Genomic DNA, 16,075 nt, shown 5'->3' on the forward strand with positions numbered 1-16,075 from the left:
TACGCCCGGTCATGCCAGTTCCTCCCGGATCCTGATCCGGCTGCCCACCAGGCGGGGGTCCCGCAGTTCGGCGGCCGGCTCCCGGGTACGTCGCCAGTCCGTCAGCGCGGTGCGGATGACCATCCGCGCCGGCCGGTCCGGGTCGACGTACCGGAAGATGAACGAGGTGCTCACGATGGCGAGGGCGATCTCCCAGGCGGGGAAGAGCTCGACCTGGAGCGTGAACAGCCAGTGGATGAACATGTAGAGGGGTACGAGCAGCATGAACAGGCCGTACTGGGCGTACGGGAGGTGGACGGGCAGGGTGTAGCCGGGCGGCCCGAGGTAGACCAGGCGGGCCCGGTAGATGTCGTCGTCGGTGCGCAGCCGCATCTCTCGCCCGCGCCTATTCGAAGATCAGGTCGATCAGGTAGTCACCGACGAAGAAGAGTGTGGCCGCGCCGGCGATGAAGGCCAGCCCGACGATCGCGATGGCGGAGCTCGTCAGCACCTTGGAGATCTCGCCCCGGCTGGCCCGGCCGATGAAGATGACACCGAGCACGGCCAGCAGGATCGGCGCGATCTTGCTGGCGAAGAAGGTCACGACGCTGTTGGTGTCGATGCCCTTCGGAGCCGGTTCGGCGAGCGGAGCGGCCGACGCCAGGGTGTGCAGGGCCTGTGTGACGCTGGACGACGCCGTCTCCATGAGCTCGAAGGCGATCACTGGAAACCTCCCCATAACGCGGCCGGCGGTGCCGCGGCGGTGCAGTAGGCAAGCCTGGCGGGAAATTCGGTCACTCTGCGCAGCGTCGGCGACGCTACGTCCGTTACTCACCACGGAGAGTGGCGAGCTTTGGGGGGGATTTTTCCCGCTTAGGCCCTCCCTCCAGGCTTCGCCATCTCGATGCTGGGCAATTCCACAGCGTACGGGCCGTCCACCTTTGCGACAACCCGCGAAGAGTCGGCCCGAAACCGCCCGGACGACCGATCGTACACCTGTTCCAAAGCCCACGTCAGGCCCCGCTGCGGCGGGGCCAACGGGGGCCGCCGGAGCCGTCGGTCACGACCGGTACCGTCTAGTCGTGACCGATCTGGTACGGGCGCAGGCCCCGGTGGTGATGGGCGTCCTCAACGTCACGCCCGACTCCTTCTCCGACGGTGGCCGGTACGCGGACCTCGACGCGGCGGTCGCCCACGGAGTGCGACTCCAGGGGGAGGGCGCGCACCTCGTCGACGTCGGCGGCGAGTCCACCCGGCCCGGCGCCGACCGGATCGACGCCGACACCGAGGCGGCCCGGGTGCTGCCGGTGGTCCGCGAACTCGCCACGGCGGGTGTGCCCGTCAGCATCGACACCAGCCGGGCCTCGGTGGCCGAGGCGGCCCTGGCCGCCGGCGCCGCCGTGGTCAACGACGTCTCCGGCGGCCTGGCCGACCCGGACATGGCCCGGGTCGTCCGCGACGCCGGCTGCCCCTGGGTGCTCATGCACTGGCGCGGCCACTCCCGGGGAATGGGCGAGCTGGCCAGCTACACCGACGTGGTCGCCGACGTCCGCGCGGAGCTGGCGCAGCGCATCGACGAGGCGCTCGCCGCCGGGGTCGCCGCCGACCGGATCATCGTCGATCCGGGCCTCGGCTTCGCCAAGACCGCCGCGCACAACTGGGAACTCAGCGCCCGCCTTCCGGAGCTGCTCGACCTCGGCCACCCGCTGCTCTTCGGGGCCAGTCGCAAGTCCTACCTGGGTCGGCTGCTCGCCGGCCCGGACGGCGAACCCCGACCCACCGCGGGGCGCGAGGCGGCCACCGTCGCCACCAGCCTGCTGGCGGTCGCCGCCGGCGCCTGGGGAGTACGTGTGCACGACGTCCGCGGCACCGTCGACGCGCTCACCGTCTGGCAGGCCACCGGCCGCCCCCGCCTCACGAGTCCCGGAGAGGGAACACGATGACCGACCGGATCGCGCTGACCGGCCTGCGGGCCCACGGCCGGCACGGCGTCTACGACTTCGAGCGCGCCCAGGGGCAGGAGTTCGTGGTCGACGCCGTGCTCGAACTCGACCTCGCCCCGGCGGCCCGCTCGGACGAGGTCACCGACACCGTGCACTACGGCGAGCTGGCCGAGCGGCTGGTCGCCGTGGTCACCGGCGAACCGGTCAACCTGATCGAGACACTCGCCGACCGGCTGCTCGCGGTCTGCCTCGCCGAGCCGCTGGTCGCCGCGGCCACGGTGACCGTGCACAAGCCGGAGGCCCCCATCCCGCACGCCTTCCGGGACGTGGCCGTGACCATGCGGCGGACCCGGTGACCCAGGCCGTGCTGTCGCTCGGCAGCAACCTCGGCGACCGGCTCGACCACCTGCGGACGGCGGTCACCGCCCTCGGCGACGCGGTGCTGGTCGTCTCCGGGGTCTACGAGACTCCACCGTGGGGTGACGCCGAACAGCCGGCGTACCTCAACGCGGCGGTGCTGGTCGCCGACCCGGCGGCGACCCCGCGCGACTGGCTGGACCGGGCCCGGGCCGCCGAGACGGCGGCCGGCCGGGTCCGTGACCCGCAGCGCCGCTTCGGGCCGCGCACCCTCGACGTGGACGTCGTCGCGGTCTGGGACGACGCCGGCGAGCCGGTGCTCAGCGACGACCCTGAACTCACCCTGCCGCACCCCCGGGCCCACCTGCGCGCCTTCGTGCTCCGGCCGTGGATCGACATCCAGCCGTACGGGCGACTGCCCGGGCACGGCTGGCTGACCGACGTGCTCAACGCCGAACCGGTGGCCGGTGACGCCCTGGAACTGCGCCCGCGGCCGGAACTGACGTTAGAGTCGGACACATGAACCACTGGAGCCGACCGGCATGACCCAGGCGCACCGTCCACCGCGCGGTCCGGAGCCCGACGGTTCGAAGATGGGCCCCACCCGGATCTCCACCCTGGTGGTCGCCGCGCTCGCCGCCGCGGCGCTGGCCTGGCTGCTGATCAGCGCCTTCTACTACGACGTCGCGCCGGAGCTGCCCTGGCTGCCCGTGGTCACGCTGGCCGGGCTCGCCGTGCTGGAGGCGTACGCCGCGGTCAACACCCGGGCCCGGATCGACCGCAAGCCCGGGCGGGAGCCGGTGAACGCGCTGCTGGTGGCCAGATTCGTGGTGCTGGCCAAGGCCTCCGCGCTGGCCGGCGCGATCTTCACCGGCTTCTACGCCGGGCTCACCGGATGGCTCCTGCTCGACGGCACCACCCGGGCCGCGGCCGAGGACCGGCCGGCCGCCTTGGGCGGTCTGCTCGCCTCGCTCGCCCTGGTCGCCGCCGCGCTCTGGCTGGAGCGCTCCTGCCGGGTGCCGGAGAAGGACGACGACGAGGACCGTGAGGGCCCGGACCTGCCCAGTCGTCGCTGACCAGGGGGTTACGCCCAGCCCCGCGCGCAGGTACCGTCCCTGGCGACCGGAGATAGCCGGCCGTCAACGGTGACGGCCGCGCATGTGGGAGGCGCTCGGCATGGCGTACGACGAACCGGGCCGGACCGCGTCGGGGGAGTCCACACCGAACGTGCCCGCGGCCGTGCTGGAGAACGTCTTCGACGACCCCGCCCACGGGGAGCCCGGCCGCGACCGGGTCGCCGTCCACCTGGTCTGGGAGACCGCGCTGCTGGTCGGGTTGGCCGTGCTGACCTTCCTGCTGTGGCGGGCGGACGCCGACGCCCTGCGCGGCGCCGGCCTGCGGACCCTCCTGGTCGACGTGGTCGCGCTCGGCCTGCTCGCCCTCGCCGCCGGGCTGAGCCTGCGTACCGGGGCGGTCAACCTCGCGGTCGGGCCGGTCGCGGTCGCCGCCGCGCTGCACTTCGCCGAACAGGGCGACCGGGGCGCGCCCGCCGCCCTCGTCCCGCTCCTGGTGGCCGCCGCGGTCGGCGGCCTCGCCGTGGCGCTGGTCGTGGTGGTGCTGCACGTCCCCGGCTGGGCCGCCAGCCTGGCCGCCGCCGCCGGCGTGGTGGTCTGGATCGAACGGCGGACCGCGCCCGTCACCGTGCAGGGCGAGTACGACCCGCGCCGCACCGCCTTCTACCTCTTCGCCGGCTTCGCCGCCGCCGCCGCGCTGGGTGGCATCTTCGGAGCGATCCGGGCGGTCCGGCGGCTGGTCGGCCGGTTCCGGCCGGTCTCCGACCCGGCCCGACGCCGGGGCGCGGTGGCGGCCGTGGTGACCGCCCTCGCGCTGGTCGGCTCGACCGTGCTCGCGGCGCTGGCCGGGGTGCTGATCGCGGCGAACGGCTCCGGCCCGGTCGTGCCCGGGGCCGGGCTGGACTGGACGGTGCTGGCGGTCGGGGTGGCCCTGCTCGCCGGCACCAGCGCGTACGGCCGCCGCGGCGGCATCTTCGGCACCCTGTTCACGGTCGGCCTGGTCGTCGTCTTCCTGGCCTGGCTGGCGGCGGAGGACCGCTCGGTCAGCCGCTGGGCGGTCGGCGCCGTGCTGCTCGGCGCCGGGCTGGTGGTGACCCGGCTCGTCGAGGCGTACGGGCGGCCGCGCAGGTGCGGTGTCGAGGCGGGCGAGCGGGCTCCGGCCGGCGACGGCACGATCAGCACCGGCTGGTCGCTGCACCGGCCCGGCCCGGCCCAGAACTGGCCGCCGGCGCTGCCGGCCCAGTCGACCGCCACCCCACCCGACCCGTGGGAGGCGCCGCGCTGGGACGCCGGGCCGGACCGCTGGGACGACGACCGCTGATCCCCGGACTCCGCGCCTGGTCCCGGCCCCGTCCGGCCGGCCGGAGGTGATCTCGCCGGTTAGGCTCGCGGGCATGAACGGAACTCCTTCCGCCGGTACCGGCCGCAGCTTCGACGAACTCGACGCGCTCTCCACCGAGGAGCTGCGGGAGCAGGCCTTCTCGCTGGCCCGGGAGCGCCGCGACGTGGGCTTTTTCTGGTCGGTGCTGCGGCACCTCCCGAACGCCGACGAGGCCGAGGTGCTCGACGGCGCCCCCAACTCGGTCGGACCCCTCATCGACGAGGCCTCGGCGCTGTGGCGGGAGCTGACCGGTCACGGCTACGAGGAGTCGGAGCCGCTGCTGCGGGCGGCGTTCATCGACTACCTGTCGAAGCACTGACCGGCCGTTCCGCCGGGCGGCGGAGGTTTGCCCCCCGCCCGGGCTCGGGAACTTCCCGCCGCATGGCCCTCACGAACCGCCCCCGGACCGTCAGCGGGCACGGCACCGCCGCGGGCACCGGCACCCTCGCCGCGCTCATCCTCGTCGCAGTCTGTGGCAGCCCGTGGTACGTCGGCTGGGCCGAGACCCACACCGACCCGAACTCCGCCGGTGGCTGGTTCCTGCGGCTGCTCGCCTGGCCGGCCTGGAAGTTCGACTCCGACGACCCGGCGCAGGGGGTGCTCGCCACCGACCTGCGGGCCATCCTGGTGCTGCTGCTCGCCGCGGCCTTCCTCTATCTGGTCCCCACCTCGCAGGTGGCCCGGGTGCCCGGCTCGGCCAGCCAGTTCCTCTCCGGCTGGGCCGCGTACGTCCTCGCCGCCGGTGCCGGCACGCTGGTGGCCACCCTGTTGACCGGCGGCGGTCCCCTGCTCGCCGCCTTCCAGACCACCGGGGCGGGCGCCACCTACGGCTTCTTCGCCGGTTGGATCATCGGCCTGGCCAGCCTCGGCGGCCGGGCCTGACGCCGCCGGCCCGACGTGGCCGGGCGGGCGAGGTTCAGCGCTGTCCGAGTTCGAGCACCCGGGCCCGGGTGAGCGTCCCGACCGGGCGGTCGTCGGCGGTCACCACGACCGCTTCCGCGCCCGAGGTGAGCATCGCGGCCAGCGCGTCGTACGCCGACCCGCCCAGCGGCACCGCCGGCAGGTCGGCGGCCGGGTCCACCGGGGGGTCGAGCACGTCCCGGCCGACCGGGGTCACGGCGAGCCGGCGGATGCCCCGATCGGCGCCCACGAACTCCCGGACGAACGGCGAGGCGGGCGCACCGAGCAGGACGGCGGGGCGGTCGTACTGCTCCAGATGACCGCCCTGGGAGAGCAGCGCGATCCGGTCGCCCAGCCGGACCGCCTCGTCCAGGTCGTGGGTGACCAGCACGATGGTCTTGCGGACCTCGGCCTGGAGCCGCAGGAACTCCTCCTGGAGGCGGGTCCGCACGATCGGGTCGACGGCCGAGAACGGCTCGTCCATCAGCAGCACCACCGGGTCGGCGGCGAGCGCCCGGGCGACCCCGACCCGCTGGCGTTGGCCACCGGAGAGCTCGTGCGGGTAGCGCCGGCCGAACTGCGCCGGGTCGAGACCGACCAGCTCCAGCAGCTCGCCGGTGCGCCGGCGGATCTGCTCCTTCGACCAGCCGAGCAGCCGGGGGACGGTGCCCACGTTGGTCTCCACCGTCTGATGGGGAAAGAGCCCGACGTTCTGGATCACGTAGCCGATCCGGCGGCGCAGCCGCACCGGGTCGACCCGGGTGATGTCCTCGTCGCCGAGGAGGATCCGGCCGCCGGTCGGCTCGATCAGCCGGTTGACCATCCGCAGCACGGTGGACTTGCCGCAGCCGGACGGTCCGATGAGCACCACCAGCTCGCCGGCCTTCACCTCCAGGCTCAGCTCCCGGACCGCCTCGGTGCCGTCCGGGTAGCGCTTCCGGATGCCGTCGAGGGTGATCGAGGCAGCGCTGTGCCCGGCGTCGCCGGTGCCTACCGGGGTAACGTCCACGTGTGTCCTCCCACCTGAGCTACCTGGCCGACCCGGGTAACCCGTGGTTCTCCTGGCAGTACGTGCGGGACAACTCTGACACGATCCTCGCCGCGTTGCGGGAGCACACGTCACTGACCGCCCGGGCGGTGCTGATCGCCGCCCTGGTCGCGCTGCCGCTGGCGGTGGCCGCGTACTGGTTCCGGGCCCTCGCCGGCCCGATTCTCGCACTCACCGGGGTGCTGTACACGATCCCGTCGCTGGCGCTCTTCGCCTTCATCGCCCCCTACCTGGGCATCGGCGCGGTCACCGTGCTGACCGTGGTGGTGCTGTACGCGCTGCTGGTGATCGTGCGCAACGCGGTGGCCGGGCTCAACCAGGTGCCCCCCGAGGTCCGGGACGCGGCCGAGGGCATGGGGTACGGCCGCTGGGCCCGACTGTTCCGGATCGACCTGCCGCTGGCCCTGCCCGGCATCCTGACCGGACTGCGGTTGGCCACCGTGTCCACCGTCGCGCTGGTCACGGTCGGGGTGGTGGTCGGTCGGGGCGGCCTCGGGCAGCTGATCTTCGCGGGCTTCCAGAACAACTTCTACAAGGCCCAGATCATGACCGGGACGCTGCTCTGCGTGCTGCTGGCGCTGGTGCTGGACCTGATCCTGGCCGGGGCGGGCCGGCTGCTCACCCCCTGGCTGCGCGGGCGGGCCCGATGAGCAACCCGTTCGCGCAGGCGGTGGTCTGGCTTAACGACCCGCTCAACTGGACCAACCCGGGTGGCGTCCTGGACCGGCTCGGCGAGCACCTCAGCATCTCCGCCGCCGCCGTGCTGCTCGGCTGCCTGGTGGCGTGGCCGGTCGGGCTCTGGCTCGGGCACACCGGGCGCGGCGGCGGGGCGGTCGTGCTGATCTCCAACCTCACCCTCGCCATCCCCACCCTGGCCCTGCTGACCATCCTGCCGCTGACCTTCCTCGGCTTCGGCCGGCCGGCGGTGGTGGTCGCGCTGGCCGTCTTCGCGGTCCCGCCGCTGCTGGCCAACGCGTACACCGGGGTGCGGCAGGCCGACCCGGAGGCCCGGGACGCGGCGCGGGGGATGGGGCTCTCCGGCGGGCAGGTGCTCCGCCGGGTGGAGTTGCCGCTGGCGGTGCCGTACCTGGCCGCCGGATTCCGTACCGCCGCCGTGCAGGTGGTCGCCACCGCCGCGCTCGCCTCGTTCGTCAACGGTGGCGGGCTCGGGCAGATCATCCGGGCCGGCTTCGGGCTGGACATCGCCGCCGGCGGTGGGCAGATCCTCGCCGGCGGTCTGCTGGTGGCCGGGCTGGCGCTGCTGGTGGAGGGGCTCCTGGCGGTGATCGAGCGGCTGGTCACTCCGCGCCCGTTGCGGCGTACCCGGAGCAGGGCGAGCCGGCGGGCGGCGGACGCGGTGGCCGGCGCCTGAACCGGTCGATGACGATCAGGTGACGAACGCCGCACGGGTTTGTCGGTCGGACCGGGAGGATGTTGGCTGAAGGTACGGGCGGCCGAGCGGATCGCCCGTCGGACACGCGGCCGGGGCGAAGGCCCCGCGCCGGGACACGGAAGGCGGGCACGATGCGCGTACGGACACGGCTGACGATCGGCGCGGTGGGCGCCCTGACGTTGGCGGGGCTGCTCACCGGCTGCGGGGACGCCGGATCCTCCGGCACCGACGCGCCGGAGCAGGGCGCCAGCGGTGCGGGCTGCGCCCCGGTCGCCGGTGACCGGCTGGTCGTGCTGACCGACGACAAGAAGCTCCAGAACACCGACAACGTCATTCCGGCGGTCAACGCGAGGGCCGCCAACCCCCAGTTGCTGGCCGCGCTGGACAAGGTCTCCGCCGCGCTGGACACCCCGAAGCTGATCGCGCTCAACAAGGCCGTCGACGTCGAGCGCAAGAGCCCGAAGGCCGCCGCCGAGGAGTTCGCCTCGGCCAACGGCCTCACCGCCGGCGTCGCCAAGGGCCCGGGCGGCGAGCTGGTGGTGGGCGCCGCCAACATCACCGAGAACCAGACCCTGGCGGAGCTCTACAGCATCGTCCTCACCGCGGCCGGCTACGAGGTCAAGGTGCAGACGATCGGCAACCGGGAGCTCTACGAGCCGGCCCTGGAGAAGGGCGAGATCCAGGTCGTCCCGGAGTACGCGGCGACGATGGCCGAGTTCCTCAACACCAAGGCCAACGGCCCGAACGCCACCCCGGTCTCCTCGCCGGACCTGGACAAGACCGTGACCGCGCTGAAGGCCGCCGGCGACAAGGCCGGCATCGTCTTCGGCGCCCCGTCCACGGCCCAGGACCAGAACGCCTTCGCCGTCACCTCGGCCTTCGCCGACAAGTACGGCCTGAAGACCCTCTCCGACCTGGCCGCCAAGTGCTCCGGCAAGGCGACCGTGCTGGCCGGCCCGCCGGAGTGCCCGCAGCGGCCCAAGTGCCAGGCCGGCCTGGTCGAGGTCTACGACTTCAAGGCCGGTTCGTTCAGCTCGCTGGACGCGGGCGGCCCGCAGACCAAGAACGCGCTGAAGACCGGTCAGGCCAGCGTGGGCCTGGTCTTCTCCTCCGACGGCGCGCTGGCGACCAGCTGAGCGTCGTCCGGTCGCGGTCGGCGTTTCGTCGACCGCGACCGGACCCGCACGGCCGGGAGATGAGCCTTGCGGACCGTTCCCCGCCAGGGCATCTCTCGGTAGGCTGCACAGCCATGCCCGCCCCGGTCCTCCCCGAGAAGTACAACCCGCAGCTGCTGAGCATCCTGTTCTGGATCGGCGTGGCGTTCGCGCCGATCGCGGCACTGATCCTGCTGATCGCCGACGGGAACGGGCCGCTGCGGTTCGCCGCGGTGCTGGCGATCATGGCGGTGGTCCTGATTGGCCTGTCGATCGCGCTGCGCGCCGACGGTGGTGGGCGGCCCGTCGGCGACGACCTGCTGGACGAGCTGGAGCAGCTGCGCCGTGAGCTGCGCAGCGAGATCGTCGCCGCCGCCCAGCGCGGCAACCAGGCCCTCGACCAGGCACAGCGGGTCGAGGACCAGATGACGGCGCTGCGCCGCCGGCTCGACGCCGCAGCGGCCGGGATCGCCGCTGCCGCCGGGATCAGCGCGCCCGTCGCCGAGCAGGCGGCGGGCGGCGGTCGGGCGCGGGTGCCGTCCGTGGAGAGCCACCACGAGGAACCGGGCCGGCGACGTGCGGCCGCGCCCGAGGAGACCCCGGTCGCCAGGGGCCGGTCCTACGGGGACGACGACGAGGCGGCCGGCCGTCGCTACGGCACGGAACGCCCGTCCGCCGGCCAGGCGGGGGTGTACGGCGCGCCGGCGCGCGAGGCGTGGAGCGCCGCCTCCGACCCGGCTCCCCGCCCGGTGGTGCGGCACACCGAGACCGTGCACGTCACCACCCGGCACACCGTGGTGGACGGCGCCGATCCGGCCGCCGGCAACCGCTACGGCGGCGGGTACGCCGGCCGTTGGTCGTCCGGCGCGGAGGAGCCGGCCTGGGGCGAGGGCGAGTCGGAGCCCTGGCCGGGACCGACCGAGCCGGTCGACCGGGGCTGGCCGGATCCGGCGGACGACCGTTCCCGGGCCGGCGCCGGTCACCGTGAGGAGCGGCCCTGGGCGGGTGGTCACCGTGAGGAGCGGCCCTGGGCGGGGGGTCACCGCGAGGAGCGGTCCCAACCGGCCGACGAGCACGCCGAGCAGCCCTGGGGGGAGCGGTCGTACCCGGCCGAGGCGGGTTGGTCCGGGGTGCGGGCCGGCGACCGGTGGGCCGAGGTGCGCGACGACGGGCACGGCCGGGAGGTGCGCGTCGGCGAGCGGCGGGCGGAGGTGCACGCCGACGGCGCCCAGTTCCGGGTCTCCGACCGCTGGGCGGCGGTGCGCCAGGACGAGCCGCGCCGGGACCACGACCGTCCGGGTGAGCAGTGGGGTGGTGGCGGCTGGTCGGATCCGGCGGACCGGGCGCTGCCGGCCGGCGGGGTGCCGGTGCCGGACGAGTGGCGACCCTCGGGGCGGGGCGAGCAGCCGGCCGAGGAGTGGCGTTCCGCCGGGCGGGGCCAGCGGGCGGCCGAGGAGTGGCGGGGTGCGCCGGGCCGGGAGCCGGTGGTGGAATGGCGCGGCCAGCAGTCGACCGACGAGTGGCGACCGCCGGCGCAGCGGGACCGCCGGGCGGCCGAGCCGTCGGAGTCCCGGCAGTGGGGGCAGGGCTACCCGGCGCAGGACGACGTGCCGCGCGCCGGCGGGGGCTGGCGCTGACGGTGCGGGGCTGACGGCGACCGGGCCGTCACTTGTCGATGTCGCCGACCACGAAGAACATCGAGCCGAGGATGGCGATCAGGTCGGGCACCAGGCAGCCGGGGAGCAGGGTGGCCAGCGCCTGGACGTTGGCGTACGACGCGGTGCGCAGCTTGAGCCGCCACGGGGTCTTCTCCCCCCGGGACACCAGGTAGTAGCCGTTGATGCCGAGCGGGTTCTCCGTCCAGGCGTAGGTGTGCCCCTCGGGCGCCTTGACGACCTTGGGCAGCCGGGTGTTGACCGGCCCGGTCAGCCGGTCGACCCGGTCCAGGCACTGCTCGGCGAGGTCGAGCGAGGCGTACACCTGGTCGAGCAGCACCTCGAAGCGGGCGTGGCAGTCTCCGGCGGTGCGGGTGACCACCGGCACGTCCAGCTGGTCGTAGGCCAGGTAGGGCTCGTCCCGGCGCAGGTCCAGGTCGAGGCCGGAGGCGCGGGCGACGGGGCCGGACGCGCCGAAGGCGGCGGCGTCGGCGGCGGAGAGCACCCCCACGCCCACGGTGCGGGCCAGGAAGATCTCGTTGCGCCGGATGAGGTTGTCCAGGTCGGGCAGGCGGCGGCGGACCTCGCCGATCGCGGCGCGGGCCCGGCCGGTCCAGCCGGCCGGCACCTCCTCCTTGAGCCCGCCGACCCGGTTGAACATGTAGTGGACCCGGCCCCCGGAGACCTCCTCCATCACCGCCTGGAGGGTCTCCCGTTCCCGGAAGGCGTAGAAGACCGGGGTGATCGCGCCGATCTCCAGCGGGTACGAGCCGAGGAACATCAGGTGGTTGAGCACCCGGTTCAGCTCTGCGAGGGCCATCCGCAGCCAGACCGCCCGTTCCGGCACCTCCATGCCCATCAGCCGCTCGACGGCGAGCACCACGCCCAGCTCGTTGGAGAACGCCGACAGCCAGTCGTGCCGGTTGGCCAGCACGATGATCTGCCGGTAGTCGCGGACCTCGAAGAGCTTCTCCGCGCCCCGGTGCATGTAGCCGACGATGGGTTCGGCGGAGACCACCCGCTCGCCGTCGAGGACCAGCTTCAGCCGGAGCACGCCGTGCGTGGACGGGTGCTGCGGGCCGATGTTGAGCACCATGTCGGCGCCGAGCTGCTCGCCGCCCGCGCCGGTGCCGACGGTCAGTTGGCGGAGGTCGCCGGCGTCGGTGGTCATGCCCGTCATCGTGCCATGAACGGGGTCGGGTCGACGCCGACCGGTTGCCGTAGCCACCAGTGCCCGCCGAGGCCGGTCGGGTCGGCCAGCTCGGCCACCGCCGACGCGGCGGCCAGCGCCCGGACGTAGCCGGCCGGGTCGCGGGCGGCCAGGCCGAGCGGCGGTCGGCCGCCGTCGGCCCCCAGCGCCCGCAGCGCCTCCCGCTGCGAGACCAGGGAGTACGCACACCGGGCGACCCGCTCACCGGCGGAGGCGACCGAGTCCATGGCGACGTGCGCGGTGACGTCGGTCGACCCGTCGGGCACCGGCGGCACCTGCCGCCCGTGCCGGTACCCGGTCAACGTCCCGTGCCACGGCCGCCCGTCGCGAAGGTGTCCGTAGTCCACGGCCAGCGCCAGTCCCCGGTCGACGTGCCGGACGGCGTCGGCCCAGGCTTCGTCCCGGGTCCTTCCGATCTCGGCCCTCTCGCCGACCGCCCGGGACGCCGACCCGGTCGGGGTGGGCCACCACCGGTCGAGCCAGTCGGCGTCGGCGGCGTCGACCGGCTCACCGACGGTCTCCTCGCCGGTGGCCGGGTCGACCAGCAGGTACCGCCAGCCGCCGGCGGTGGGTACGGCGATGTCCAGCGGGACGTTGTCCAGCCACTCGGTGGCGAGCAGCAGCCCGGTGATCCCGTGGGGGAGGTGGTCCGACCATTCGATGCGCCCGGGGAGGTCCTCGGGCCGGGGGGCCTTCTCCACCGCGGTGAGCCGTACCCGGTCGGCGAGCGGGACCGGGGCGGCGGGCGTCGGGTCGGCGGGGGCCGACGGACGGGCCACGGCCTCCAGCAGCGCTCGCAGCAGCTCCCCGCGACCGGCCCCCACGTCGACGACGGCGAGGACTGCCGGGTGGCCGAGGGCGACGTCGACCTGGGTGAGCAGGCGCAACAGGGCTGTGGTGAAGGCCGGGGTGGCGTGCACGCTGGTGCGGAAGTGGGCGGCCGGCCCGGCCCCGGAGACGAAGAAGCCAGTGGGCCCGTAGAGCGCCCGGTCCATGGCGTCCCGCCAGGGCAGCCGGTCGGAGAAGGTCACCCGCCGACCGTACGGGTCCGGTAGATCTCGACGCAGCCGGCCGAGGCCCGGAACTCGTCGAATTCGGGGACCGGTCGGCCGGCGCGGGCCGCGACCGCCCGCACCGCCTCGGGGAACCCGTCGAGGTCTTCGTTCAGCTCCAGGAACTCACCGGAGGAGTGGCTGACGTCCAGGTAGAGGAATTTCTGGTCGTCCGGCGGGAGCACCAGGACGCACACCCCGACGTCCGTGATCTCCGTCCAGGGGTAGCCGACGACGCCGTGGCCGCCTTCGGTCCAGATCCCGTTCTCGTCGACGACGATCCGCTCTGTCACCGGCCGCAGCGTAGCCCCGCGCGGCAGCTCAAAGTGGCCTGCCGAACCGCCCCCGGCCACGGCCGGTGAAGGTTTTCACACATGCTGTTTTCGTTCCTTGACCCCGGCGCATACTTGCGGTCGACCGGTACCCCCTCCGAGGACTGGATCGATGCCATGAGCGCACCGCTGCGCCCGCGCCCGGCTGCCCCGCGCGGGGCCGCCGCACCGTCGGGCGGCGCCCCTGTCGGCGCCCCGCTCGCCTTTTCCCGCACCCTGACCGTCGGCATCATCGGCGCCGGCCGGGTCGGTGCCGTGCTGGGCGCGGCGCTCGCCGCCGCCGGCCACCGGGTCGTCGCCGCCTCCGGGGTCTCCGGCGCCGCCAAGGCCCGGATCGCGCTGCTGCTGCCCGACGCCCGGAACCGGTCCGCCACCTCGGTGGCCCGGGCCGCCACCGACCTGCTGCTGATCGCCGTACCGGACGACGCGCTCGCCGGCGTGGTCGCGGGGCTGGCCGAGACCGGTGCGCTGCGTCCCGGGCAGGTGGTCGCGCACACCTCCGGCGCGCACGGCCTGGCGGTGCTCGCCCCGGCCGCCGCGGTGGGTGCCCGGCCGCTGGCCCTGCACCCCGCGATGACCTTCACCGGTACGCCGGACGACCTGGGCCGTCTCGCCGGCATCTCGTACGGGGTGACCGCCCCGGCGGAGCTGCGCCCCCTCGCCGCCCGGCTCGTCGCCGACCTGGGCGGGGTGCCCGAGTGGATCGGGGAGGCCGACCGGGCGCTCTACCACGCGGCCCTGGCGCACGGCGCCAACCACCTGGTCACCCTGGTCAACGAGGCGGCCGACCGGCTGCGCGACGCCGGGGTGGCCAGTCCGGAGAAGGTGCTCGCCCCGCTGCTGCGGGCGGCCCTGGAGAACGCGCTCCGGTTCGGCGACGACGCGCTGACCGGCCCGGTGTCCCGGGGTGACGCGGGCACCGTACGCCGGCACCTGGCCCGGCTGGCGGAGACGGCGCCGGAATCCGTCGCCCCCTATCTGGCGTTGGCCCGTCGTAGTGCCGACCGGGCGATCGCGGCCGGCCGGCTGCGGCCGGTGGACGCGGAATCGCTGCTGGACGTGTTGGCGGGTATCCACCGGGAGGTGGCGGCGTGAGCGTGAGGAGTGAGCCGATCTTGCGAGCCCCGCAGTCGCGAACCGAGGTGACGGGCGTGAGCGTGAGGAGTGAGCCGATCTTGCGAGCCCCGCAGTCGCGAACCGAGGTGATCCCGTGACGGAGTTGGTGCACACCCGGGCGGAGCTGGCGGCGGCGCGGGACGGGCTGAAGGGCACCGTCGGCGTGGTGATGACCATGGGTGCGCTGCACTCGGGCCACGAGACGTTGCTGCGGTCGGCCCGCGAGCGGGCCGACCACGTGGTGGTGACGATCTTCGTCAACCCGTTGCAGTTCGGGCCGAACGAGGACTTCGACCGCTATCCGCGCACCCTCGACGACGACCTGGAGATCTGCCGCCGGGCCGGGGCCGACGTGGTCTTCGCCCCGTCGGCGACGGACATGTACCCGGACGGGCAGCCGCTGGTCCGGGTGAACCCGGGTCAGCTCGGCGAGGACCTGGAGGGGCAGAGCCGTCCGGGCTTCTTCCACGGGGTGCTGACCGTGGTCATGAAGCTGCTCCAGCTCACCCGGCCGGACCTGGCCTTCTTCGGCGAGAAGGACTACCAGCAGCTCACCCTGGTCCGGCGGATGGCCCGCGACCTGGACGTGCCGGTGGAGGTGGTCGGCGTGCCGACCGTCCGGGAACCGGACGGGCTGGCGCTGTCCAGCCGCAACCGCTACCTCTCCCCGGACGAGCGGCGTTCCGCGCTGGGCCTGTCGGCCGCGCTGCGGGCCGGCGCCGCCGTCGCCGACGAGGGGCGCGACGCCGGGGAGGTGCTGGCCGCCGCGCACCGGGCGTTCGGCGCGGCCGCCCCGGGCGCCCAGCTGGACTACCTGGTGCTCACCGACCCGGACCTGGAGCCGGGCCCGGTGGCCGGCCCGGCGCGGCTGTTGATCGCCGCCTGGGTGGGCGGTACCCGGCTGATCGACAACCTGGCGATCCGGCTCGCCCCCCGTTCCTGACCTCCTCCACCACACCTGCTGAAAGGCACCCCGATGTTCCGGACGATGCTCAAGTCGAAGATCCACCGGGCCACGGTGACCCAGGCCGACCTGCACTACGTCGGCTCGGTGACCGTGGACCAGGATCTGCTCGACGCCGCCGACCTGCTCCCCGGCGAGCAGGTGGCGATCGTGGACGTGACCAACGGTGCCCGGCTGGAGACGTACGTGATCCCGGGCGAGCGGGGCAGCGGCGTGATCGGCATCAACGGCGCCGCCGCGCACCTGGTGCACCCCGGTGACCTGGTCATCCTCATCTCGTACGGCCAGATGGACGACGCCGAGGCGCGCTCGTACCAGCCCCGGGTGGTCCACGTCGACGCGGACAACCGCGTCGTCGCCCTGGGCGCCGACCCCGCCACCGCCGCCCCCGGCACCGCCGGCACCCCCACCCCCAACCCCCTCGCCCTCCTCAACTGACCCACCCCACCCCGCCGATCACGCAGTTGCGGTGGACGATTCGTAGCCGTTGGCGGCTTTCGTCCGCCAGCACAACTGCG

20 protein-coding genes are annotated in these 16,075 nt (G+C 74.3%); 14 read left to right on the forward strand and 6 right to left on the reverse strand.

Annotation, left to right across the window (positions count from 1 at the left end):
* Positions 1–9: 9 nt before the first annotated feature.
* On the reverse strand, positions 10–372 hold the full coding sequence (locus V6U79_RS10390) for a hypothetical protein (protein WP_067302246.1): 363 nt from the start codon (positions 370–372) through the stop codon (positions 10–12).
* A 13-nt stretch (positions 373–385) separates the two neighbouring features.
* A complete protein-coding gene (locus tag V6U79_RS10395; RefSeq protein ID WP_334521247.1) occupies positions 386–703 on the reverse strand; it encodes a hypothetical protein in 318 nt (105 codons plus the stop codon).
* A 358-nt stretch (positions 704–1,061) separates the two neighbouring features.
* Between V6U79_RS10395 and folP the strand changes: the two genes are divergently transcribed.
* The 7 genes from folP to V6U79_RS10430 all read left to right on the forward strand — a co-directional run bounded on the left by folP (position 1,062) and on the right by V6U79_RS10430 (position 5,615).
* Positions 1,062–1,922 carry a dihydropteroate synthase gene (folP, locus tag V6U79_RS10400; RefSeq protein WP_334521245.1) on the forward strand — a complete coding sequence of 287 codons (861 nt, stop codon included), beginning with the start codon at positions 1,062–1,064 and terminating at the stop codon, positions 1,920–1,922.
* Positions 1,919–2,278: a dihydroneopterin aldolase gene (folB, locus tag V6U79_RS10405; protein ID WP_334521244.1), complete on the forward strand. Its 360-nt coding sequence runs from the start codon at positions 1,919–1,921 to the stop codon at positions 2,276–2,278. The genes folP and folB overlap by 4 nt, the downstream gene beginning before the upstream one ends.
* Positions 2,275–2,802 (forward strand): 2-amino-4-hydroxy-6-hydroxymethyldihydropteridine diphosphokinase, encoded by a 528-nt coding sequence (folK, locus tag V6U79_RS10410; RefSeq protein WP_334614467.1) that lies wholly within the window; start codon positions 2,275–2,277, stop codon positions 2,800–2,802. Before folB ends, folK begins: the two co-directional genes overlap by 4 nt.
* Before the next feature lie 70 nt (positions 2,803–2,872).
* Positions 2,873–3,355, forward strand: coding sequence for a DUF3180 domain-containing protein (locus tag V6U79_RS10415; protein WP_442933272.1), 483 nt, complete (start codon positions 2,873–2,875; stop codon positions 3,353–3,355).
* 100 nt (positions 3,356–3,455) lie between these two features.
* On the forward strand, positions 3,456–4,673 hold the full coding sequence (locus V6U79_RS10420; protein WP_334521334.1) for an ABC transporter permease: 1,218 nt from the start codon (positions 3,456–3,458) through the stop codon (positions 4,671–4,673).
* Positions 4,674–4,746: 73 nt separating this feature from the next.
* Complete coding sequence (locus V6U79_RS10425) at positions 4,747–5,052, forward strand: hypothetical protein (RefSeq protein WP_334614469.1); 306 nt, start codon at positions 4,747–4,749, stop codon at positions 5,050–5,052.
* Between the two features lie 62 nt (positions 5,053–5,114).
* Positions 5,115–5,615, forward strand: a complete 501-nt coding sequence (locus V6U79_RS10430) for a hypothetical protein (RefSeq protein ID WP_334614471.1) — start codon at positions 5,115–5,117, stop codon at positions 5,613–5,615.
* Positions 5,616–5,649: 34 nt separating this feature from the next.
* Here V6U79_RS10430 and V6U79_RS10435 read toward each other — a convergent pair whose 3' ends face one another.
* A complete protein-coding gene (locus tag V6U79_RS10435; RefSeq protein WP_334521235.1) occupies positions 5,650–6,642 on the reverse strand; it encodes an ABC transporter ATP-binding protein in 993 nt (330 codons plus the stop codon).
* Between the two features lie 2 nt (positions 6,643–6,644).
* On the opposite strand from V6U79_RS10435, the gene V6U79_RS10440 reads away from it, so the two are divergent.
* The 4 genes from V6U79_RS10440 (at position 6,645) to V6U79_RS10455 (ending at position 10,865) form a co-directional block, all read left to right on the forward strand.
* Positions 6,645–7,331, forward strand: coding sequence for an ABC transporter permease (locus V6U79_RS10440; RefSeq protein ID WP_334521233.1), 687 nt, complete (start codon positions 6,645–6,647; stop codon positions 7,329–7,331).
* Positions 7,328–8,053 carry an ABC transporter permease gene (locus tag V6U79_RS10445; RefSeq protein WP_334521231.1) on the forward strand — a complete coding sequence of 242 codons (726 nt, stop codon included), beginning with the start codon at positions 7,328–7,330 and terminating at the stop codon, positions 8,051–8,053. The genes V6U79_RS10440 and V6U79_RS10445 overlap by 4 nt, the downstream gene beginning before the upstream one ends.
* 152 nt (positions 8,054–8,205) lie before the next feature.
* Positions 8,206–9,210: a glycine betaine ABC transporter substrate-binding protein gene (locus tag V6U79_RS10450; protein ID WP_334614473.1), complete on the forward strand. Its 1,005-nt coding sequence runs from the start codon at positions 8,206–8,208 to the stop codon at positions 9,208–9,210.
* 113 nt (positions 9,211–9,323) lie between these two features.
* A complete protein-coding gene (locus tag V6U79_RS10455) occupies positions 9,324–10,865 on the forward strand; it encodes a hypothetical protein (RefSeq protein WP_334614475.1) in 1,542 nt (513 codons plus the stop codon).
* Positions 10,866–10,893: 28 nt separating this feature from the next.
* Here V6U79_RS10455 and V6U79_RS10460 read toward each other — a convergent pair whose 3' ends face one another.
* From V6U79_RS10460 to V6U79_RS10470, 3 genes are read right to left on the reverse strand one after another with little or no spacing between them, the layout of a single operon-like run.
* Positions 10,894–12,063: an NADH-quinone oxidoreductase subunit D gene (locus tag V6U79_RS10460; protein ID WP_334521227.1), complete on the reverse strand. Its 1,170-nt coding sequence runs from the start codon at positions 12,061–12,063 to the stop codon at positions 10,894–10,896.
* Positions 12,060–13,088 carry an SAM-dependent methyltransferase gene (locus V6U79_RS10465; RefSeq protein ID WP_334614596.1) on the reverse strand — a complete coding sequence of 343 codons (1,029 nt, stop codon included), beginning with the start codon at positions 13,086–13,088 and terminating at the stop codon, positions 12,060–12,062. The genes V6U79_RS10460 and V6U79_RS10465 overlap by 4 nt, the downstream gene beginning before the upstream one ends.
* A 32-nt stretch (positions 13,089–13,120) precedes the next feature.
* Entirely contained in the window at positions 13,121–13,438 is a 318-nt protein-coding gene (locus tag V6U79_RS10470; RefSeq protein WP_334614477.1) for a hypothetical protein, read from the reverse strand.
* Between the two features lie 156 nt (positions 13,439–13,594).
* On the opposite strand from V6U79_RS10470, the gene V6U79_RS10475 reads away from it, so the two are divergent.
* The 3 genes from V6U79_RS10475 to panD all read left to right on the forward strand — a co-directional run bounded on the left by V6U79_RS10475 (position 13,595) and on the right by panD (position 15,995).
* Positions 13,595–14,572, forward strand: a complete 978-nt coding sequence (locus V6U79_RS10475; protein WP_334614478.1) for a Rossmann-like and DUF2520 domain-containing protein — start codon at positions 13,595–13,597, stop codon at positions 14,570–14,572.
* A gap of 115 nt (positions 14,573–14,687) precedes the next feature.
* Positions 14,688–15,536, forward strand: a complete 849-nt coding sequence (gene panC / locus V6U79_RS10480) for a pantoate--beta-alanine ligase (RefSeq protein WP_334614479.1) — start codon at positions 14,688–14,690, stop codon at positions 15,534–15,536.
* A 33-nt stretch (positions 15,537–15,569) separates the two neighbouring features.
* The gene (gene panD, locus V6U79_RS10485; RefSeq protein WP_334614481.1) at positions 15,570–15,995 is read left to right on the forward strand and encodes an aspartate 1-decarboxylase; all 426 of its coding nucleotides are present in this window, start codon (positions 15,570–15,572) and stop codon (positions 15,993–15,995) included.
* Positions 15,996–16,075 lie beyond the last annotated feature (80 nt).

Source organism: Micromonospora psammae, assembly GCF_036902725.1.
In the GTDB taxonomy this organism is placed as follows: Bacteria; Actinomycetota; Actinomycetes; order Mycobacteriales; family Micromonosporaceae; genus Micromonospora.